General features: G+C 50.4%; 22 protein-coding genes and 2 tRNA genes. 10 read left to right on the forward strand and 14 right to left on the reverse strand.

What is annotated here, in order from left to right:
- Positions 1–11 precede the first annotated feature (11 nt).
- Together IMZ38_RS02925 and IMZ38_RS02930 are read left to right on the forward strand one after the other, a co-directional pair.
- On the forward strand, positions 12–350 hold the full coding sequence (locus IMZ38_RS02925) for a hypothetical protein (protein WP_193436679.1): 339 nt from the start codon (positions 12–14) through the stop codon (positions 348–350).
- A 3-nt stretch (positions 351–353) separates the two neighbouring features.
- The gene (locus IMZ38_RS02930; RefSeq protein ID WP_193436680.1) at positions 354–1,328 is read left to right on the forward strand and encodes a complex I subunit 1/NuoH family protein; all 975 of its coding nucleotides are present in this window, start codon (positions 354–356) and stop codon (positions 1,326–1,328) included.
- Here IMZ38_RS02930 and IMZ38_RS02935 read toward each other — a convergent pair.
- The 3 genes from IMZ38_RS02935 to IMZ38_RS02945 form a co-directional block, all read right to left on the reverse strand.
- Positions 1,325–2,377 (reverse strand): deoxyhypusine synthase, encoded by a 1,053-nt coding sequence (locus tag IMZ38_RS02935; RefSeq protein ID WP_193436681.1) that lies wholly within the window; start codon positions 2,375–2,377, stop codon positions 1,325–1,327. The two genes, IMZ38_RS02930 and IMZ38_RS02935, sit on opposite strands and share 4 nt — an antisense overlap.
- Positions 2,378–2,488: 111 nt before the next feature.
- Positions 2,489–2,563: transfer RNA gene (locus tag IMZ38_RS02940), tRNA-Pro, on the reverse strand.
- Between the two features lie 96 nt (positions 2,564–2,659).
- The gene (locus IMZ38_RS02945) at positions 2,660–3,316 is read right to left on the reverse strand and encodes a DUF973 family protein (protein ID WP_193436682.1); all 657 of its coding nucleotides are present in this window, start codon (positions 3,314–3,316) and stop codon (positions 2,660–2,662) included.
- A 139-nt stretch (positions 3,317–3,455) separates the two neighbouring features.
- On the opposite strand from IMZ38_RS02945, the gene IMZ38_RS02950 reads away from it, so the two are divergent.
- The 3 genes from IMZ38_RS02950 (at position 3,456) to IMZ38_RS02960 (ending at position 6,059) form a co-directional block, all read left to right on the forward strand.
- Positions 3,456–3,530, forward strand: a tRNA-Arg gene (locus tag IMZ38_RS02950).
- A 552-nt stretch (positions 3,531–4,082) separates the two neighbouring features.
- Positions 4,083–4,337 carry a hypothetical protein gene (locus IMZ38_RS02955; protein ID WP_193436683.1) on the forward strand — a complete coding sequence of 85 codons (255 nt, stop codon included), beginning with the start codon at positions 4,083–4,085 and terminating at the stop codon, positions 4,335–4,337.
- A 147-nt stretch (positions 4,338–4,484) separates the two neighbouring features.
- Positions 4,485–6,059: a hypothetical protein gene (locus tag IMZ38_RS02960; protein ID WP_193436684.1), complete on the forward strand. Its 1,575-nt coding sequence runs from the start codon at positions 4,485–4,487 to the stop codon at positions 6,057–6,059.
- A gap of 204 nt (positions 6,060–6,263) precedes the next feature.
- Here IMZ38_RS02960 and IMZ38_RS02965 read toward each other — a convergent pair whose 3' ends face one another.
- The 11 genes from IMZ38_RS02965 to IMZ38_RS03015 are packed head-to-tail and all read right to left on the reverse strand — an operon-like array spanning position 6,264 to position 16,353.
- Entirely contained in the window at positions 6,264–6,812 is a 549-nt protein-coding gene (locus IMZ38_RS02965; protein WP_193436685.1) for a DUF1616 domain-containing protein, read from the reverse strand.
- Between the two features lie 2 nt (positions 6,813–6,814).
- The gene (locus IMZ38_RS02970) at positions 6,815–7,300 is read right to left on the reverse strand and encodes a DUF1616 domain-containing protein (protein WP_193436686.1); all 486 of its coding nucleotides are present in this window, start codon (positions 7,298–7,300) and stop codon (positions 6,815–6,817) included.
- A gap of 1 nt (position 7,301) precedes the next feature.
- Entirely contained in the window at positions 7,302–7,721 is a 420-nt protein-coding gene (locus tag IMZ38_RS02975) for a hypothetical protein (protein WP_193436687.1), read from the reverse strand.
- 48 nt (positions 7,722–7,769) lie between these two features.
- Complete coding sequence (locus IMZ38_RS02980; RefSeq protein ID WP_193436688.1) at positions 7,770–9,533, reverse strand: DUF58 domain-containing protein; 1,764 nt, start codon at positions 9,531–9,533, stop codon at positions 7,770–7,772.
- A complete protein-coding gene (locus tag IMZ38_RS02985; RefSeq protein WP_193436689.1) occupies positions 9,505–10,368 on the reverse strand; it encodes a DUF4350 domain-containing protein in 864 nt (287 codons plus the stop codon). Before IMZ38_RS02985 ends, IMZ38_RS02980 begins: the two co-directional genes overlap by 29 nt.
- The gene (locus IMZ38_RS02990) at positions 10,352–12,130 is read right to left on the reverse strand and encodes a hypothetical protein (protein ID WP_193436690.1); all 1,779 of its coding nucleotides are present in this window, start codon (positions 12,128–12,130) and stop codon (positions 10,352–10,354) included. The genes IMZ38_RS02985 and IMZ38_RS02990 overlap by 17 nt, the downstream gene beginning before the upstream one ends.
- Positions 12,127–12,378 (reverse strand): hypothetical protein, encoded by a 252-nt coding sequence (locus IMZ38_RS02995; RefSeq protein WP_193436691.1) that lies wholly within the window; start codon positions 12,376–12,378, stop codon positions 12,127–12,129. The genes IMZ38_RS02990 and IMZ38_RS02995 overlap by 4 nt, the downstream gene beginning before the upstream one ends.
- A complete protein-coding gene (locus tag IMZ38_RS03000) occupies positions 12,368–13,063 on the reverse strand; it encodes a hypothetical protein (RefSeq protein WP_193436692.1) in 696 nt (231 codons plus the stop codon). The genes IMZ38_RS02995 and IMZ38_RS03000 overlap by 11 nt, the downstream gene beginning before the upstream one ends.
- A complete protein-coding gene (locus tag IMZ38_RS03005) occupies positions 13,060–13,752 on the reverse strand; it encodes a hypothetical protein (protein WP_193436693.1) in 693 nt (230 codons plus the stop codon). Before IMZ38_RS03005 ends, IMZ38_RS03000 begins: the two co-directional genes overlap by 4 nt.
- Positions 13,733–14,692 carry an AAA family ATPase gene (locus IMZ38_RS03010; RefSeq protein ID WP_227410914.1) on the reverse strand — a complete coding sequence of 320 codons (960 nt, stop codon included), beginning with the start codon at positions 14,690–14,692 and terminating at the stop codon, positions 13,733–13,735. Before IMZ38_RS03010 ends, IMZ38_RS03005 begins: the two co-directional genes overlap by 20 nt.
- Positions 14,692–16,353, reverse strand: coding sequence for an archaeosortase/exosortase family protein (locus tag IMZ38_RS03015; protein ID WP_193436694.1), 1,662 nt, complete (start codon positions 16,351–16,353; stop codon positions 14,692–14,694). The genes IMZ38_RS03010 and IMZ38_RS03015 overlap by 1 nt, the downstream gene beginning before the upstream one ends.
- A 163-nt stretch (positions 16,354–16,516) precedes the next feature.
- Here IMZ38_RS03015 and IMZ38_RS07310 point away from each other — a divergent pair, with 163 nt between their 5' ends.
- The 5 genes from IMZ38_RS07310 (at position 16,517) to IMZ38_RS03035 (ending at position 20,808) form a co-directional block, all read left to right on the forward strand.
- The gene (locus IMZ38_RS07310; RefSeq protein ID WP_227410915.1) at positions 16,517–16,732 is read left to right on the forward strand and encodes a hypothetical protein; all 216 of its coding nucleotides are present in this window, start codon (positions 16,517–16,519) and stop codon (positions 16,730–16,732) included.
- Positions 16,733–16,803: 71 nt separating this feature from the next.
- Entirely contained in the window at positions 16,804–19,698 is a 2,895-nt protein-coding gene (locus IMZ38_RS03020) for a cellobiose phosphorylase (protein ID WP_227410916.1), read from the forward strand.
- A 55-nt stretch (positions 19,699–19,753) separates the two neighbouring features.
- The gene (locus IMZ38_RS03025; RefSeq protein WP_193436695.1) at positions 19,754–19,903 is read left to right on the forward strand and encodes a hypothetical protein; all 150 of its coding nucleotides are present in this window, start codon (positions 19,754–19,756) and stop codon (positions 19,901–19,903) included.
- Positions 19,904–20,050: 147 nt separating this feature from the next.
- Complete coding sequence (locus IMZ38_RS03030; RefSeq protein ID WP_193436696.1) at positions 20,051–20,290, forward strand: hypothetical protein; 240 nt, start codon at positions 20,051–20,053, stop codon at positions 20,288–20,290.
- Entirely contained in the window at positions 20,215–20,808 is a 594-nt protein-coding gene (locus tag IMZ38_RS03035; protein ID WP_193436697.1) for a tryptophan-rich sensory protein, read from the forward strand. Before IMZ38_RS03030 ends, IMZ38_RS03035 begins: the two co-directional genes overlap by 76 nt.
- Positions 20,809–20,894 lie beyond the last annotated feature (86 nt).

Consider the following 20,894-nt stretch of genomic DNA (forward strand, 5'->3'; position numbering starts at 1 on the left):
AGGTGGTTATGATGGATGTGTACGAGTTCACCATAATATATACTGGGATGGCGGTCTTAACAGGGCTTACAGTATATCTCGTTTTCTACGTGGTTTTTCAGAAACTAGCCGCTTCTAAAACACCTGAGCAGAGAGATGATGTATCAGGTTTAATAGTGATGGGAGGCTTCGTTGTTGACGAACCCCTTAGGCTCTCAGCGATCAGGATTCTCAAGGACATTCTTAGGAGAGCGCTGGGGAGGAGGGTGCTGAGGCTTGAATCCTTCAGCCGAGAAATCAGTTCATGGTACCTGCTCGCGCTTATTTTCCTCGCAGCCCTTGTCGCTGCATCCTTCCTGCTGGGGTGGTAGTGGATGGCCGGCATCCTAGATCTCATAATCCAAGCGCTGGTCTACCCGGGCCTAGTCTTCACCATAATCCTAATAATATTTACTCAGTGGCTGGCTCGAAAACTATCGGCGAGAATACAGTTCAGGAGGGGCCCTATTCATGCCGGCCCTGCCGGTATACTGCAACCTCTAGCAGATCTCTTAAAGCTGGTGGCTAAGAGGGACATGGTTAACAAGTACTCGCTAATGCACAGCCCTGTAATCGTTGTAAGCCTTGGGATAGGTGTCTTAATAGTAGCCCAGCTTGCACTACCCGTGGCTTACAGCCCGATCTATGCGAGATACGATGCTATAGCAGTGCTCTACTTCCTCCTCATAGCTCCCTTTGCAATAGCATACCTTGCAGTGGCTCACCCAAACCCCTACACAACCATTGGCGCTGCCAGGTTCCTCGCAGTCCTCGCCGTCTCAGAGCCTGTTTTCGCCGCATCCCTCTTAGTTCCGCTGATAATCTCCTCGAGAACAGGAGGCGATTTCAGCATCTACCTCACCTCTCTGAGAGCGGCTGGTGCTTGGACATCCGGGTTTTCAGAATCAATAGCGATGATCCTTGCAACAATATCGGGCTTCCTAGGCATGCTCGGAGCCCTCATGGTTAAGCCTTTTGACACTGCGGAGGCTGAGTCTGAAATATACTGGGGGGTTTTTACAGAGCTCGGCGGCCCCAGGCTTGCCTTCGGCTTCTTCCTCAAGTTCGCTGAAAGAATCGTTATGCCAATGATATTTGCAGTATTGTTCCTAGGAGGAGTCTGGCCTGCCGACCCTTCAAACTGGATGGCCTCAGCGCTCGTGGTTTACCTGAAAACCATAGTGGTTTTCACAATCCTGGTGGTCGCTGACTCGATCCTTCCAAGGTATAAGCCAGAGCAGGCTGTAGCGTTCCTGCTGAAATATGCTTACCCGCTGGCTGTGGCAGCGATTCTTCTATCGCTAGTCTAGCCTCGGCGCTGGAAGAACCATGAGGTGTCGAAAGGCCTAGCTCTTCTAACCCCGCTCTCCAACAATGCGTGAGAGATTAACGGTAGGGCTATTGTAGCGTCAACGTAAACAGTCCTCTTCCTTGCAACAGGAGATACCTTACCCCAGCTCACAGCTTCTTCAAGGGTTGCCCCGCTCAGCCCTCCCCACTGGGGCGCATCGGTTGTGAACTGTACAACGTATTCGAGAGACTTGTAGTAGTCGTGAACCCCTTCCTCATACTCTCCTATGAGGGTTTGCGCCACGGTGACGAGGTTGACGTAGTCCTTGGGAACCCCTCCCCCTACGTATATTGCTGAGAGCTTTCTGGAGCGCTTCCCCAGCTCGACAATATCGCTGAAATCCTTCACCATGTCTATTACAACCTTGTGTCCCTTCCTGTAGGCGAGGAGGGTTGCCATACCGTAAGCACTGTCAACTAGGGCTGGGGAGAAAACGGGTACTCCAGCCCTGTATGCTGCTGAGACAATGCAGTCTATTCCTTTCTCGCTAAGCCATTTACCGAACTCGTGTAGGAATTCAGCGGTCGAGAAGGGCTTTCCCGGCGGGAGTGTTTCGACGAACTCTCCTATGAGCTTCTCCATCTCCCTGTACTCCAGCTCGCTTGCCACGGTATCGTAGAATCTGTCGTACTTGTGTTTCAACAGCTTCTCATCGTCAACGGTGGGCAGGGTTTTATAGTATTTAAACCCCATTGCCTCGAAAATATCCTCGCTAATGACCGCTCCTGTTGAGACGACGATGTCAACATACCTCTGCTCCACAAGCCACTTCACAATCCTCCACATCCCGGCCGTGCTGAGCGAGCCGGCCAGGCCTAGGAAAATAGTGTTCTCGGGGTCCTTGAACATTTCCAGCAAAACCTTGTAGGCCTCCCCTAAAGCCCTCCCCTGGAAGGCTGTGTCAGCCATTGCCAGGAGCAGTTCGTGTATGCTCCTCTTCTCAACGCTTAAGGATTTAACCTCTCCGAGTATAAAGCTTAAATCATCAGGTAAGCCTGCCTCGTGCAATCCGTCTCAACCGTGAAAACCCTATATCGCATGGTTTTTTAAATGTTTCCAGGTCAGTCCGCTGAAAGATCATCATTTCTCAGTTTCTAGCGGTTTCATCAAGCCTTGAGATGGGGCCGCGGGGATTTGAACCCCGGGTCACGGGGGCCCAAGCCCCGCATCCTAGCCAGGCTAGACTACGGCCCCCTCCTTACTATCATGATAAACCATGACCTTATTAAAAACTTAAGAATGACTACGGGTTTCCCCGTTATCAGAAAGGTTGGGAGGTAGTTTAAAAAATTATACTGGCGGGGGAAGGGCTGGGCTGGGTTGAGGGGTTGCCGGCGGGGGTGGTTGCATGGTGCTGTATTTTCTGACGGCGTCTCCCAGCGCTACGTACATGAGAATGTATGCGATGAATGATAGGATTGGGATGAATATTCCTATGATGAGGAGGATGCCTGCTACCAGGTAGAGGCTGTTGCCCTCGCTCGAGTTGAGGTTGAAGCATAGGATGATCATTCCAACGTATCCAAGTATCAGCAGGATGTAGCCTATTAACACTAGGAGTATTCCAATCAATATCAACGTCAGGATTACACCTATGATGACTAGTACTAACCCCCAGATGAAGCCTATCCTGATCAACGTGGCGGCTGTCGAGTACTCGGGCCGGGCTTTCCTAAGCTCTTCTACCCCAGGGATGAATTTCCCGTAGAAACCCCACAGCCACAGTACTCCTCCTATTAAGACTCCTACCACGCTGGCCAGCAACACCCCTAATGCTGAGGCACCTCCTCCATCGCCGCTGGAGGCGGTGGAGGCTAGCATCCCGAAGAGAAGGAACATCAGGGAGGCCCCGGCTAAGACTGAGCCTATGATACCGTAGAGAAGGCCTTCACGCATCTTGCTGAAAGAACCCGCTAAATCAGCCTGTGATGAAGGCGTGACAATCATAACATGCACCTCTATTATTACTTACGATTCAAAGCTATATTAACGTTTAGAAGGTGTAATGGAGAACACTCCCCAATCCCGTGACGGGCTGTCGAGGTAAACACTTATAAACAAGACAACATAATCCCAATACTGAGGAGGGCCCGTTGCCTAGCCAGGATAGGGCGCCGGCCTCCTAAGCCGGAGGCCCGGGGTTCGAATCCCCGCGGGCCCGCGTTCTCTTAAAAACACCAGCATTAAACACCAGGTTTTCACATCAAAATCAGCATACGAGACGTTAGTTCCCCATCCTAAGAGTGTTCTAAGGCTTAAAAAGAAGTGTTGATACAGGCTCTGCAATCACGCCAAGAAAGGCTGGATGCCTCCAGTCCTAAACCAGCCTATCAGGTATGGAGTAAATACATTGTGAAAACATGAAGAAGGCCTGGATTCCCTATGTTTAGAGCGGTTGAAAACTTCGAATGGCCGGTCCCTGGATTACACAGTTTCGACGAAACTTTAAAGAAGGGGAATCCCTGGATTACGCGGCGATTCTGGGAAATAACCCGGCACGGAGGTGCCTGCTTGATCCCGGGTAAACTTCAGCATCAACAAACCCCCTCCCGTGTTTAGAGCACTGAGCATTTACCGGAAATAGGCGTCTAAACGCGTTTGCTCCTGAATGCTCAGGAATGGATGCTTAAGGTTCGCGGAAAACCTGGGATTTTATATTAAATGCTTTTATACAATATATACCTAAAATAATATTTAGAGAGGTTGAATACTCGTGAGTATTAAACCTATCCCTATTTTAACTCTCCTAATCCTGCTAACAACTCTAACCCCGCTTGCAGCATCACCAGATCCTGTGGGCGTTCACGGCGACTTCCCGCATGCCAGGGTAGTTGTCACAGAAGTGGTGGACGGGGACACGTTCTGCATATCCCCGCCGGTCTACGTAGGGGGAGAGTACAGGACGGTTGTCAGGCTAGCAGATATTGACGCGCCGGAGCTTGATACCTCTGAAGGACAGCAGGCATAGCAGGCCTTAACCAATCTACTAGCACAGCATGGAGGAGTAGTATATCTGGACATAGACAAAGCTGGGGGCGTAGACGGTGAAGGAAGAGTTATAGCAGTAGCCTATGTAAGGGAGAACACAACCCACTTGTTAAACGTAAACAAGTGGATGATTGACAACAACCACGCTGTAGTAGAGGACTATCCAAACGACTTTGATCCTTCACAGTGGAACCTGTACATAGAATACCCGATACAAAATGAGAAACTACCAACCATAACCAGGATACCCCTGCACAGTGGGGCAATAGCTAACAGTACTTCCTGGGGTGTTAGAGTAGCCGTCACACCTGATGGAAACTACATTGGAGTAGCATTCTCGGATTACGGTGGAGACTATACACTGCATGTTAGAATACTGGACAGAGAGGGGAACATCGTCAACAGCTACGACTACGGTCCAGATAAGGGATCTGACTGGTACGCCAACGTATGGCGCGGGATGTTGGACATAGCGGCTAATGAAACAGGCTTCATGGTAGCGTGGACAAACCTCACCAGAAGTGGTAATAGTAGAGTTGTACTGTACAGCTTCGTGCCAGTAACAGGCACTCCTACACAGCCACAACATATCTACCTGGATACTTATCAGAACCATCCGTTAGTCGCATTCTTCGAACACTCCAACGGCACTAGATGGTGGATTATAGGCTACGGCAAGCAGACCACCTCTGTATCCAGGTATACATTAAACCTCTTAGACTTGACGCCCCAATATACCAACAGATTCGCTAATGTAAATCTAGCTGGAGCACCTGCGGCTGACGTAAAGATTGGAGTAGACGTTATGGGCGGTTTAATATTTGATAATGTAACCAAATCGTTCCTCGTAGTTGCTAGGAATAAAACAACCGATCACAACATCATAGGTATTCATGGAAATTCTCATAGTACATTAGGCTTCTTTATATTCACCTACACCATTGACTCCAGGACCGGTGATCAAGGGCCAGAGCCTGATATGACTGGTAGCTACTCCTACTACAACGTCTACCCAATGTACACTGCACTGCTCGGTAGTGGCCGTTACTTGTTGACCGCTTATAATGAAAACTCCAGCGCGCTGGCATACGCTGTTTTCGATTTAGATACTAAGATTGTATCTCGCATATCTTTGTATGATTATGGTTCCGCTACAACCTATTACCCGTGGATTGCGGGAGGTAGCGGGAAGTGGTTGCTTGCCTACAGTGCAAGAGGCTATGTTAACATCACGCTGGTTAGTCCTGATGGCTCGAACACGGGCCTGGTCTCCCTGGCTGACAGGAGCTCCAGCTATGTTAGAGTAGCCTATGATGCAGGAGCAGGGTTGTTCCCTGTAGCGTACTCGGTAAGGGATCTCGGCACGAGCAACTACGACCTGTTCCTGGCACTGGTCGGGGAGGACGGCGGCATCGGGAGTTTCGTCATACCGGTTAGCACAGACGATAGCGTTAGCAATATACCGGTGAACATGGTTGTGTTGCCAGGCGGATCACCTGGAACAGTGGTAGTCTTTGCTGTAGAGGGCAACGATCTCGTCGCATACTACGTGTCGAGCAATTATCCGGAAACCCTGCAGCCAATGCCTATTCCTGAGCCCGTCATCGTTTCACTAGCAGTTGCCGGCACCGGCGGAGCATTAGTAACATATATACGAAGAAGATTGAAGAGGAGTAAGCTCTCTTTCACAAACCTTTTTTAACACCCATTCCCGACTTCTTATCTGCCCAAGCAGCCCGGGACTGCTTGGAGCGCTGTGGAAAAACCCTGCTATGTAATCTTAATGGTTGCGCGACTGGGAAACGTCCAAGGCCCGCCCTCTCTGTAGCTGACCAGGGAATTATACTACTCTGGGTTTAGGGAGGCGTAAGACGTGAAACCACTGCATCAATTGGTTGCCGCTGGCTCAGGGGCTCGGGTAGGCTTGGAGTTTTTTCTTAACAACCTTGTGTTTTCTTTCAGCAGCTACTAGGCCTATTGCCGTGTTGTATAGTGTGAGTGCTGTTATCAACGGGTCCAGACGGATCCCCCAGGGAGTGTAGTTGAGGAGGAGGCCTATCAAGGGGATTACGGCGAGGGATAGGCCTATTGAGAGTGCGAGTCTTTCAAGGGGTTTTAAATCATCCTCACCTGGGTACAAGGCCTCTACGAGTACGTATCCTGGTAGGAAGAGAACGTATACTGTCCCGAGCAGGTACCTCAGCGGTGTTAGAGTAGGCATGATGCCGCTGGCGTAGACTGTGGCTGCCGTTGCGATGGTTAAGATGATCAGGGTCCAGAACCATGCGGAGTAGTCTAGCCTGAGGATGTAGCTTCCAAGGGTTTTAGGAGGATCGGGGTCCACCAGCCTTATCCTTCCACGTGAGGCATTCTCGTAAGCAGTTTTCAGCGCTTTCCACCTGCTCTTCTTCCCTAGCTTCGCAACATACTCCTCTAGAGTGATCTCGCGCTTCATAACTACCACTGTGTAACGTTCACGTATAGGTGAACCCACCTGCCAGTGTAAACCCAGCCCTCCCCAGTATTGTGAACCCAGAGCTCGAAAACCAGTGCAACCCTGGAGGGAAGGGTGGGGGAGTACACTGGGATTTTAACAGGGGTTTCCCACGACTCGTTGTGAGCTAGAACCAGCCTCCATTCCTTGAGAACCGGGGCTGGCGACTCCGTGGTGTTCGAGGGTAGGGTTTCACCCGTTGCGATCTTGTAGACTACTTTAAAATACCCTGTGCGTCCCAGGTTGTTGAACACGTATATGCACAGGTCCAGTGTCGACCCGTTGAGAACATTGCTAGGGTACTCCCCTATTTTACAGTCCTGGTTGAGCAGGCCGATTGCCGTGAAGGGTTCAGGGTTCTCCGGCCTCAGAATCAAGGCTATCCCGAGCACAGCACCGATGATCGAGACAGCGAGGACTACGGCGAATACTTCCTCATCCATGATCATGCTAATACTCCCTCACAACCCACTTCCTCCTGGTTTTAAACCATAAGTAGATGTAAGCGCGTGGAAGCAGAGTGTAAACTAGGAGAGGAATGAGGGCGAGAACAGCCACGGAAGCAGCCTTCGAGGCTGTGTGGAGGAGGTATGCTTGCTGAGAACCCTCCTCAAGATCCGCGATCATCGTGTCAACCTCGCTGAGGATTAAGCCAGCCCTGGCATGGTCACCCTGCTCAAATGCTTTAACAGCTTCATTAAGCTTATCTACAACGCTGCTAGCATCAACATGCTTAGCCTCCAGCTCCGCAATTCTTTCAACATACTCCGCGATCCTGGCGTCAAAGTCCTCGTTGTAAGCAGTGTAGAGCATGCTGAGCGAAAACGTGGCAAGCATCAACAAAGCTACCACAAACACTTTCCTATGCATGGAAACCCCTGCGCTGTAATATTGGAATGTTGGGGAGGAGTAAAATACCTAATCGCCAGGTAGGTTAACGAAGTACCCGTTATCCCTGAGCACCGTGGCTACCACTCCATACTTGTAGGCAAGAGGTTTCGAAAATATTAGGGTAACGTTCCTGACTCCTGGAGCCCTGGATTTAAAGGCATCGGCTAATCCTGCTCCAATACCTTTATAGTAGTCTTCGAGCTCGCCCACGAAACCCGTTGCCTCCCCCAGCTTAATAGTCCTTGTCCTGCTCCACGTGCTGTAATCGTGTAATGCTTTAACACCGTGCTTCCGGAAGATACTGTTGAATGCTGCGAGCACGTCGAGGATACTTCCATGAATATAGTATAGCTCCTCCCCGGGGATTTTCACGAAGAAGTGAACGCTGGATAACCCTCCATTCCCCCTCAGCCCACTTAACAGCTCCACGTATGTAGCAGTTACCAGCAAGTCCAGCTCCACCGGGTTTGCTGCAGTTAGATCCGAATACACGATTTTCTCCCCCAGGCCCCGTCCCCCGCCCCCCTCGGCCTCTTTGGTGAACAACTTGATGAACAAGCTTTCCTCCAACTCAAGCTTTAAACTCTTCTTCCAGTGAATCAGGTGCGGGTTGTCACCTGGGCTGTATTCGCGGGCGCCTGCGTAATCTCCTGTATAGGATTGAGCAAGCATCTTGGACACGTATTCCGCGACTTCACGCATCATCTTAGCTGCGAGGAGGAATCTGCTCCGTAAGCGTTGCTTACCCATAATGCTAGCTTTTGAAGAAGGCTCCGTTTCCTCACCCCCATGTTGCATCGTTCCCAAGTAAAGCGTGTCTAAACCAGCAGGCAGGAAAGCTTGTTTTTCAAGATCTTCACCACCAGTCCCGGGGCCTCCCCCTCCACCGGTAAGCCCCCTACCCAGCGATCCGTGTCCTAGTCCATCGGGCACGAGGTGTTCGCCAGCACCGTATTCCCCTACGCCCCCACCCTTCTCCAGCCTCACCACGAGTATTCTAGGAGCCGCTATGTACCTAGCGTACTCCTTCAGTATTCTCTCCGCTTCCCTTAGAAGCTGAACCGCCTTAACCATGACGGTGTACTGGAGGACAAACGGCCCGTGCACGGTGCTTGCAAGCCCTTTACCATCGCTCACGACTACTTGAACAAATGTCTCGTTAACCCCTACTTTCAACGCTTTAACCGCTAGCTCCAGATCCGCCTGGTTTACAGCGCTCCCGCTTCTCACCTCACGCCCGTCCGCGAGCACTCTGTACTTGAAAAAGCCTGGGCACTTTATGGAAACCAGGTAATTAACCTGTCCACCAGCATACACGGTTTTCCCAGCCTGCCTAACCTCTACCCGTGATCTTCCCACCCTAGCGCTCTCCTTCAACAAGCAAGCGGTGAAGCCAGCCACCACGGCTGTCAGCGGTACCAGTGAGTATGGGTTAACAATGAGCACTGGTGTGTAGAAGAACAGGGTTACTGCTACGGTTTTCCTTATACTTCCACGACCCTTCGCGTAGAGGATGAGGAACCCGAGGAAGGCTGTGGTGGACGCGGCTATAAGGATTACCGTGTTCCCGTTAAAGGATGATAGGAAGCTGGCACCTGTTGCTGCTGCGAAGAGAAGCCTTGAATCCCTGCTGAGAGCCATGAGGATGAACACAGGTAGTACTGCAATATACCAGTGAGCATCCAGGGTTAAACCCTCCACGCCCAGCCTGGCTATAAACGGGGCTGAGACGAGGAGGACAGCCGTGAAACCCTTTACAGCCTTACTCCGCGTAAACTGTCCTAGCAACATATATGATCGCCACCGTGGCTATTAAAGTGATGAAAGCCAGGTAGAAGGGGGATATGCCGTGCTGCCCGTGGAGAAGAGATTTCATATAGAGGAGTAGGTTGGGTCTCACCCATGACTGATCTATAAGGATGCTCCTGCCCGCTCTTACAGCTGAAAACCAGTCCCTGTTGAACTCGAGGACGCGGTTGGTTAAAACCCCTTTCGCCGACACTATTAGCATAAACCCCCTTCCCACCTCTATTTCAAACCCTACAGGAACCTCGCCCAGGTACTCGCCCACCGTGTAAAGGCCATCGCCGTGTTCGTCGATAAATGAGAAGTTGCTTGTGTATATAATTGGATGTACAGCGAGAGCTGGAGTGCTTGGAAGCCTTAAAGCAAACGGTGTGTCGATCACCAGGGTTGTGTTCAAGCGTGTGTCCCACGCTACTACGGTGCGGGAGTCTCCGGCATTGAAAACCGGGTCGTACACGTATCCCTCCAGCTCAGCGTCCAGGCCTAGAGTCTTCAGCAGTTGGAGGATTACCTCAGGGGTTCCGAAAACAATCGCCAAGCCTCCTTTCTCGGAAAAATTAATTACGTAGTCCAGCTCGCCCTTATCCAGTAGCCTATCCCTCCCTACCACGAGCAGTGCTGATTCAGCCTGGTTCTTCTCCAGCTCTTTCAGGCTGTACAGGGTAAGGCTTGACTCATGGCAGAGTGTAGAGTAGCCGTTGTCTCCCGTGTCCAGCACGTAGTAGTCGAGATTGGTGGGTAGCACTGCTATCAGGGATAGAGCTGTGAGCAGGCCTAGGAGTACGCTGTACGCTAGTATAGGGCTAGGCTTCCTCCTCACTTAGAACACTCTCGTACACTTCTTTAGCTTCTTCTATGCTTGGCTTCTCCTTTGAATACATGTCTTTCTCCGCCAGGATTAGCAGCTTCCACGCTAACTCCTTGACTCTCCTGTTACCTACTACGTTTTCAACAACGAGAGAGTAGTGTTCTCGGAGAGTTTCATATGCTAGGGGAAGCCGTTGCGTCAGACGTCTAAGCAACTTATAGTATACCAGAGCCACCGCCGAGCCTAGGCCTGTGACATAGGGCTTCAGCAAATCCTGTGTTAGGTCGCGTATACCTCTGCTCATTTTCTCCACACCTCTCCGCAACCCCTTTTCCAGAAAGATGAAGAAAACCTTTTCCCGGTCTCGGAGGATGATAGTGGATGACACGCCCAGGATGAGGGTCAGGATTAACGACAACGTGTTGAAGACTACTACACGAGTCGTGTAACTGTAAGGATCGTAGTACCCGCTCGGATCCCTTACGGAGACCACTACTTCAATGAGGGAAAGGGGGAGCACGCTGCCGAGAACACGTAGAGAACAGTTAATGTTGAGTATGCTGGAAACCCTGCTTGTAAACAATCCCTTTGACTCAACCTCGACGAGGAGATCATTGCCCGGGTCTCCCTGAATCAATACTGGGATCTCTCCATACGTGGTGAGTATTATTGATGGAACCATGATCTCAAGGCGGGGATGCCTAGGCTCGTAGAACACCGGCTTATCGATGCAGTAGGAGAGCGTTGTCTCGGTGGAGTTAACGCAGAGTCTGATCAAGTTCTCGCCAAGAGTGAAGTTGTACATTGAGGTGTTAACACCTATTACCAGCGGGGTTGGCGCAACAGTTATGTTTCCAATAAGGGTTTCCCCAGCCCGGTTTCTAACGCTCACAATGCCCGGTATTTCAACAGAGGTTTCAGAGTAGATGGTCAGGTTTAAGTATTCTCCTCTCGTGATCTTTGACGGTGCCTCCAACGCGATTCTCGGGCGGGAGTAAAGCACCGTAATCCTTCTGTAGGGCTTGTAGACCATTTCCCCGCAAACTGCTTCAGCCATGACCGTGATCTTCACTGCTCCTTCTCTCCCAACATACTTCTCTACTAAGTAGGCTGGCGGGGTTGGGATTGAGGCGTTGCACTCGGTGGAGTTGCACTGGAAAATAGTGTTACCTAATACCTCTACCCCGGTGGACAAGTATATGTTGCTGACCATGCAGCTCGAGTTTTTCACGGCTACGGTAACTAGCACGTCCTCCCCTGCTCTATAAGTGTCCCGGTTAGTGGTGATCGTGAGAGGCGAGTCTCTCTGCGAGATAACTGCTTTAAGCTCCCATATCCTGCTCTTCAGCTCTTCCAGCATCAGCTCTGCACTAGCTCTTAATGCGTAAGCCGACTCCCTATCCTGAGAGCAAGAGTGGAGCCGTTGCAGGTATTGGGTTACAGAGTCGACTCCTTCGTAAACCTCTCCTAGGATTCTAAGAGCCTCAGATCCCTCGTATTCGCCGGATAACAGGCTGTAGTACTTGAGGAAAGCCCTGTACACTTTCTCGTGCAGGCTTGAAAGAGTAGGCTCTACTCGTGTTTCAAGCATTACTCTCGCATAGTATTCTCCAACGGGGGATCCGTCCAGAGCCTCGGTTAAAACCTTCTTAAAAACAGCTAACAAGTAGGTGCAGTCGGTAACGGGTTGAGGAGTACTCAGGGTTTCAACAAGAAGTGTCTGCAGGATGAGGGTTGCAAGCAGTATTACAGCGACCGTTGCAACGAGTCTCACGCAGCAAGCACCCCGTAAACCCTGTAAGCTATGATGAGCGCGAACAATGCTAGGAGCGCAATGTTAAGGACTCTGACATGCCTGTACCCTGTGGCAGGACGGGTTAGAGCGTAGGAAACATAGTAGGCTAGGATGCTTAACGAGGCGTAGAAGTCCACCCGCTCCTCCCTGATAAGGCTCAGGGAGAGGGTTGAAACAGCCGTGAGCACTGTGAACATGAAGATGAATGCGAGAACCCTATCCTGCAACTTCCCCAACACCCAGCGTGATCAATACTCCATCAAGCGTTTGAGTTTTCTCAATAACTCTTAGATAATTAATCATTGCAGCCCGGGCCAGCGTTGACGCAATAATGATCGAGTAGGGGTCAACCGGGTACTTCACATACTCTTTCAACGCATCAGCCAGCCCGCTAACGTAGACCCTGTAGATGTTCCCGGTTGCGGAAACCCCTACATCCCTAGCCATGCCTAGCTCCTCAATCACGATGGTTCGCAAAGCTTTCTCTATGGTATCCAGCTCCCCCGTGGACGACTCCACCAACTCCAACACAGGCATGTCAAGGGGTATTGCAAGGTAGGGTGAGCCACCGGCGAACCCGAGGCCCGGGTCAACCCTGCTAGGGCACGGTATCTTCGAGTAGACTGCGAGCACCTCGCTCCCTTTTGTAACAATGCACAAGCTGGCATCTAGCAGGTCGAGGTCTTCAATAGTGCTCGTAACCCCTTCCACCAGGATTTTCGAATAGTTTAGGAGAGATGAGACAGCAGGGTCTCGCGGTATCCTACTGTACGCTATGAACACTCCCCCTAGCACTCCCAGCGAAGCCGCTACACCGACTAAATTGTTATAGCCGGTTGCAAGCCCGTAGGCAGCTAAGAGCCCCGCTATTATAAGCATGTTCAACCCTAGCACGAGCAATTGCTGTGTCATGCCAGCACCACCGCGAAGGGTCTCAATGCCAGGTCAAACACTAGTATGAGCCCTGCGGCACGGTGTTTCGCAAGTAAAATGTAAGCGTTCCTAGCCAGGTGGAGGCCGAGGAGTACTAGTAGGGCGGGGAGCCCCATGTTCACGAATGGCTGGGAGTAGAGCGTGAGGAATGCTAGAAGGGTGATCGCAAGCTTCAGCTCAACCCGCTTCTTAGACTCGAAGACAGGTATTGCTGAGAAAGCATCGATCAACCCGAGAACGATGAGTAGAAGAGGTTTATCGACACCCAAGTATACCCCTGCTATAATGCTTGCTAGAACCCCTACAGGTAGAAGTGGGGTTGCAACATGGCTGAAGCCCTCCTTAGCGTGAAACTGGTTTAGAATAAGAAGTATTAGTAAAATGTAAGCCGTGGATAACACTATTTCAACATTGAAGCCGGGGAAATAATCCACGAGTGCTTCGCATAGACACGTAGCAAGGAGGATCCCTGAGTAAACAATTAGCAAATCGCTAAGCTCGGCGGGGATACGGGCAAGGAAGAGGAGGTTTATCAAAATAATTGATAAGGCAAGCCCTGCAAAATAGCCTTGGCTTAGAACCCCGGCTTTAATGATAATGCTTGCTAATGCTATAGCAGAGATTAAGGCTACGTCCAGGTCGACAAGCCTACTTGGGGACTGGGACATTTTTCAAAGCCTCTTCCGCTACAGCCTGGGTTGTCAACCCTTCCAGCTCGAACTCCTCGCCAAGCTTGAACCTGTGCGCTACCACCGGGATGAAAGCTTTCTTGACATCGTCGGGGATGACATAATCTCTCTTATCGATAAGCGCCATCACCCTGCTCACGTTGAGCAGGTTTATTGTTGCACGGTGTGATGGACCGTACAAAACGGCTTTATGGTTTCTCACGTAGTTGACAAGCCTCACCACGTAGTCAAGGATTTCATCGCTCGCGTGGACTAGTTCGTGAAGCCTTCTCGACACCTCTAAAACCCGTTTAGGAGTTGTCACCTGCTCTATGGGAAGGGTAACTATGTAATCCGACCTTCTCAATACTTCCAGCTCCTCCTCAGGCGGGTTGTAATAGCTGGGTGCAGACAGCGTGAACCTGTCGAGAAGGGTTTCCAACACTTTAAAAGCACCGCTCGAGATTTTCTCGGGAACCTGGGTGGCTATGACGGTGAAAGGTCTTTCAAGTGGAAGGGTGACACCCTCTATAGTAACCTGGTACTCCTGCATTGCCTCCAGGAGTGCGGCCTGGGACCGGGTGGGAGTTATGTTGAGCTCGTCGAACATAAGGATGTTGGTAAATATGGGGCCCTTTACAAGTATTCTCTCCCCTGTGATCCTGTATATGTGGAACCCTAGGATATCGCTGGGTAGCACGTCTGGGTGTCCCTGTATACGGTTGTACGTTCCCCCGATGGCTTTTGCAAGGGCTTTGGCTAGGAGCGTCTTACCTGTTCCAGGGTAGCCCTCTATTAGCAAGTGCCCGCCTGACAATAGAGCCCCTATCGATAGCTCCACGAGCTCCTTCTTCCCCACGTACACCCTTGAGATCTCGGAGAGTAAGTCGCCTATCTCCCGGCTTACCTCGTCGAACCCCATTCTCACCGCCTCGCTCATCAAACTTCACCACGCGTTCTACGCATCCTACCTATGAGAAGCACTGCTGATATATAGGCTATGAGGATTACTAGTATTAAATACGTGCCGGCAGAGGATATGGTGATGAGGTCTGGTCCAACAAACCGGTTGGAGTACGGTATGGTGTTTGAGGACAGCTCACTTAACAATACGGTTAACCGGGAGGCCAGGCTACCTGGTTCCCCGCTCTTCATTGCTGATACCCTGATGTAAACAGTGGTTTCAGCGTTGCCGATTCCTGCAGGGATGGGTAGCAGGGTGTAGGCTAGAACCCCTCTCCATCCCTGCTTCTCCAGTGATATGAAAACCACCCTCGTATTGTTTACTTCTTCAGCCCAGGATGCTAGGATGTTGTACCCTTGGAGTGTGAGGCATAGCTGCCAGGTATGTAGTCTAGCAGGGGTGTCCACGACCTCAACATATCCAGTGTAGTACTCGTTGAAAGCTCTAATACCCACCCTGTACACTGCGAGAGCGCCGAGCACTCTTGTCAGGAAGGAATCATACTGCTTACTGGTGAAAGCGATGCTTCCTGTTGAAAGATACTTCTCAGGGTTTTCAACAATCTCCTCCACGCTTCCTGGGCGGATACCAACTGATTGACCCGGAGGTGTTCCCGTAGCGTGTACAGCCGCCGCGGTGAAGATGCTGGTGAATATTATTGACACGGCGAAGACTCCTAGAACATAGCTCCACGTAACTCTCTCTCCAACCTGTTTAACCAGAATTCTCGAGAATGTTTTTCTAAACCGTGCGTGTTTTTCAACAATCCTGAAAGCTATTACTGTGGAGATTGCGGAGTAGATCAGGGATGGGGAGTAGTGGAAGAAGTCGTAGGCTTGCTCCACCCCGAACCATTTAGCCATGTAAACCACTGTTAAAACCCTTATGATATTCCCCAGTATCCCTATGAAGAGGGAAGCGGCTACAGCAGCTATTGAAATGCCAGCTTTTCTAAGAGGCTTGTCAACACCGAATGTTAACATGTAGATGATTAAAGGTGCTATAGCGATCAGCGAGCTCACGGTTACAATCCCGGTGCACGCAGCCTCAACGCTCAGGATCGCTGTCTCCCCTGTTGACGTAACCACCTCTAGCTGGGTGAAACCCGGGGCCTCAACCACTCTAACCCCTGCGATAAAGCCCACCAGCCTCCCAACATACCTGGATAGGACAGGAGTTACTGAGTCGAGAAAGCTGGCCGGCAGAGGAGTTAGGAGGAGAGGTGTGAAAAGCGGAATTAGCTCTCCGGGAGTGTTCGGCTCATACACCAGGGTTACGAGAGCTATGAAGAAGAGTGAGAAGCTTAAGGCTTGTAACTGAACCCTGTATTCTAGATCGATGATTGAGAATTGGTAAATCGACAGGGAAAGTAGGGCTAGTAAAATTGATGCAAGTATCTTGCTAACTCTTAAACCGTAGGAGAACCCGGTGTACCTCAGTGAGAGGTATATCACGAAAAGCGTGGAGAAAAGCGCGACGAGGATGTAACTATACTCCTCAGTCAGGGCTAGCTTTACGAGGGAGGAGAAAAGGTCTCTGTAAACAGTTTGAATCGTTAACCCGAGCAGGAGAGAGATGAATGTGAACCCTATTGTCAACTTGTACGTGTAGTCCCTGTATGTGGTCTCGAGCACCACTCCTTACACCGTGCCCAAAACTCTAATTAATATAAGATACACTTTTTTTAAAAAAATACCTAACTTCAAAACCGGGTTACTCCTTATTCGAAGAGGTTGAAAAATTTAAACTGTCCTCATTTTTAACAGACCCTTGTGATCCCCTATTTATAGGTCATGGCGTGTGGGGAGGCACGGATTCGACGAGAGGGGCAGGTTTTACATAGAGAACTACAACGTGTTCAGGCCTTTCGCAAGCTTCCTGCCGGGCATAGCAGGGCAGAAGGGCATTCCCCTCTGGGTGTTCTACGTTAATAGGGCGCAATGCGTGAGCTCTTTCGGATTCCAGGACAAGGATCACCCGATAATGGAGTTCGACTCCGCTGTTATAGCGTACTAAAGAGTATGGACCCATGGCTTCAGGACATTTATAAAGCTACCTGACGAGGGGTTTTCCACAAGCCTTTCACCATGCCTGGCGAAGGAATCATTCAGAGAATGTACATAGGAAGGGGCGAGCTGGAAATAGAGGAGGTTAACGATAAGCTCGGCCTTAAGATCAACATCCTATGCTATACAATCCCACTGGAGAGGATTCCAGCGCTTGTGAGAAGGGTGGTCGTTGAGAACCTCTCCGCCGACGCTAGACGGGTTGAAATACTCGACGGCATGCCCTTCATAGTACCCTCCGGAGTGAACGACTGGGTTTTAAAACACATGCTTACAACGATTAAAGCTTGGATGGAGGTCTACAACCTCGACAAAGGGGTTCCATTCTTCAAGCTGAGGTCTTCGACGGAGGATGTCCCCAGGGTTGAGGAGTTAACCCAGGGCAACTTCTACGTTTCCATCGCTGTATTGGATGGGAGGAGCGTGTTGCTGAAGCCCATAGTCGACCCTGACCTGGTCTTCGGCAGCGACACCTCCTTGTTTAAACCTGTAAACTTCATTGCTAAACCCTTGAGGGAGTGGGCCGGTGGAAGACAGGTGACTTTCAACAAGCCGCCGTCAGCCTTCTCACCTGTTGAGACAAGGCTTGAACCAGGCGGGGTGGTCAAGCTTTACACTGTAATAGGCTATGCTCCGAGCATGGCGGTGCTTGAGGAGTACGTTGGGAAATTCACAAATCCAGAATACCTTGAGGGGAAGCGTGCCGAGGCAAATGCAGTGTTAGAGGAGATAGTGAAGGATGTCTCCACGAAGACTTCTTCAAAGCTTTTCGACGAGTATGTTAAGCAATGCTACCTGGACAATGTCCTGAGAGGAGGCTACCCTCTCGTGCTCGATGAGGAGAAGCCCCTCGTCTACTATCTCTACCTTAGGAAGCATGGGGATCAGGAGAGGGATTACAACTACTTCGTCATGACTCCCGAGTACTATTCAACAGGGAACGCTAACTACAGGGATGTTAACCAGAACAGACGTGAATACGTCTTCCTCCACCCTGAGATACGAGACTACGATGTGAAGTTCTTCGTAAACCTGTTGCAGACTGACGGCTACAATCCCCTGGTGATAAATGGTGTGAAATACCGTTTGAAAAACATTGATGTAAAGATGCTCGAAGACCTGGTGGATAAGCCAGAGCTACTAGCGGAGTTCCTGAGGGAGCCCTTCACGCCCGGTAAGCTCTCAATGTTTATAGAGGAGAAGGGGATAAGGCTTAAAGTTCCTGATGACGAGTTCCTCAGGAGGCTTATCAAGCACTGCGAGGAGGAAGTAGACGCTGTCCACGGCGAGGGCTTCTGGGTGGATCACTGGACCTACAACTTGGACCTGATAGAGAGCTACCTGGGGGTGTACCCCGAGAGGAAGAGAGACCTCCTTTTCAGAGACCGTAGCTACACGTACTACGACAACACAATGGTGGTGCTCCCCAGGAGCAAGAGATACGTTGTTCAGGGAGGTAGGATCAGGCAGTACGGCTCGCTTGCCGAAGACCCTGAGAAGAAGTCGTTGATAGAGTCGAGATGGGAGTTCAAGCACTTGATGAGGGCTCAGAGAGGGAGGGGTGAGATATATAGGACAACGCTTGCTGTGAAGCTCTTAAACCTAGCGCTGGTAAAGTTCGCAACCCTTGACCCAGCCGGTGTTGGAATAGAAATGGAAGCCGGCAAGCCGGGCTGGTATGATGCTTTGAACGGCTTGCCGGGGCTGTTCGGCTCATCGGTTGGGGAGGCGGCAGAGCTGGTTAGGCTATTGGACTTCCTGACCGAGTCCTTCCAGGAATACCCTGGCGAGGAGCTGGGAATTCCTGTCGAAGTGTGGGAGCTGTACCGGAAGGAGCTTGAACTGCTTGAAGAATACGGTAAGATGAGCGGTGGGGGAAGGGATCACTGGCTGTGGGACAATCTCTCCAAGCTCAGAGAGGAGTATAGGGAGAAGACCAGGCTGGGCTTTGAAGGTAAGGAATTAGCTGTTAAAGCCGGGGAACTGGTTGACGGGTTGAAGAAGCTGAGAGACAAGCTGTGGACCGGTGTTAAGCAAGCCATGGATGAGAATGATGGGCTGCTCCCAATGTATTACTACTACGAGCCTGTGGAGTATGAGGTGGGGGTGGACGGGGAGGTCAGGATCACCAAGTTTGAAAAGAAGAGGATGCCTCTCTTCCTCGAGGGCGTGGTCAAGCAGTTCAGGATTGTAAAAGACAAAGATGCTCTCAAGGAGATCTACGGGAAGGTCAGGGAGAGCGAACTATATGATAGGAAGCTGGGAATGTACAAGGTTAACGCCCCGCTTAGAGACCAGCCAATGGAGATCGGGAGGGCTAGGGCGTTCCCGCCTGGATGGTTGGAGAACGAGTCTATATGGCTTCACATGGAGTACAAGTACATGCTCGAGCTCATCAGGAATGGGCTTTACGACGAGTTCTACCAGGACTTCAGAAACGTCGTGGTCGCATTCCTAGACCCGGGCGTCTACGGGAGGAGCCCGCTTGAAAACTCATCCTTCATTGTCAGCAGCGCCTATCCTGATGAATCCCTTCATGGAGCCGGCTTTGTGGCAAGGCTGACAGGGGCTAACGCAGAGTTCCTCAGCATATGGAAGAACATGTTTATTGGTGGCAAACTGCTCACAATGGAGAACGGGGAGCTAGTGCTAGAATTTAAGCCGGCTCTACCGGGGTGGCTCTTCGACGAAGAGGGGAACGCAGGGTTCACCCTCTTCGGCAAGTGCCGAGTAACCTACCACAACCCGCGCAGAGCGGATACGTGGAGGCTTGACCTCGAGAAAGCAAGAATAACACTACATTTGGAGAACGGTGAGAGAGTTGAGATACCAGGGTGCAAAGTAAGAGGAAACCTTGCATTGAAAATCAGGAACGGGGAAGTTACGGCCATAGATGTATACCTGCCGGACAGCTAGATTCCCTCCCGCTTGGAGTAAAAACTTAAAACAAATAATCTTTGAGTCGTACTTATTGTCAAAAACAAACCTGTTTGATCACGAGTACTGGAAGGATTACAATAAGAAAGAGGATGAATTAGGGAATCACTTGAATAATCCATCCAGAAGCATTGATAATGTTAGAGTAAAGGTTTGCGCGTTCTCGCTAGACATGATAACGTAGCCCAGGAAGATTGAAGATGTTATAGAACGGTTGCTACAACCATTCTTAAAGAAGAATAGCCCGAGGTTGTTTTAGATACTACAACTAGGTACAAGGGTTTTGTGCTCAAGGTTAAATATGTGGTGGAAGACATATTTGGTGTTATAGATGGCTTCAAACATTTTGAAATTGTTGAACATTGTAGCTTTCACGGTCGTGGTCATTGTTAACTTCCTGGCTGGTAGCACGACAATTATTGGCGGTAAGACTACTGCTCAAGTCTCCGACGCGTATCCGACCTTGGTGACCCCGGCGGGTATGTCTTCGCCATATTGGGGGTTATCTATGTACTGCTCGAAATATTTGTTTATTCTCAAGCACTTTCAAACCGTCAAGCAGAGGAGTTAAGGGAGAGAATAGGCTACCTGTTCGCAGCTAGCTGCGCATTGAACACAGCCTGGCTATTCCTCTGGCAGTTTGAGTACCTTGTTCCATCCGTTGCCGTCATGTTCCTGCTCCTAGCTAGTTTAATAGCTATTTACCTCAGACTAGGCGTTGCAACATCTGAGCTCCCAGCACGGATTAAAATAGGATTTCACGTGCCTTTCAGCATCTATCTTGGATGGATTACCATTGCTACCATAGCAAACGTGGCTGTTACACTGGTTTCAATCAACTGGGACGGTTTCGGGATAAGCCCTGAGGCATGGGCTGTTACAATCATAATAATTGCTCTGTTGATCACGGAGCTGGTTGCATTGACCAGGAAAGACATAGCATTCGGCTTAGTAGTCGTGTGGGCTTTACTTGGCATTGCGGTTAATCAAAGCAAGAATCAAAGCATCGTAGCTGCGGCAGTGGTAAGCGCTGCAATGGTGGCTGCAACCTTTGTTGCCAAAATCCTTCATGCAAAGCTGAGACGTTAAGAGCAACCATAATTCACAGCAAGCATCACCCATTGTGAGCCAGGAGTATTTCCCCTAACACTGGCCATGGCTGGCACGAAGAAACC

The organism is Thermosphaera aggregans, from assembly GCF_014962245.1.
GTDB classification, from domain to species: domain Archaea; phylum Thermoproteota; class Thermoprotei_A; order Sulfolobales; family Desulfurococcaceae; genus Thermosphaera; species Thermosphaera chiliense.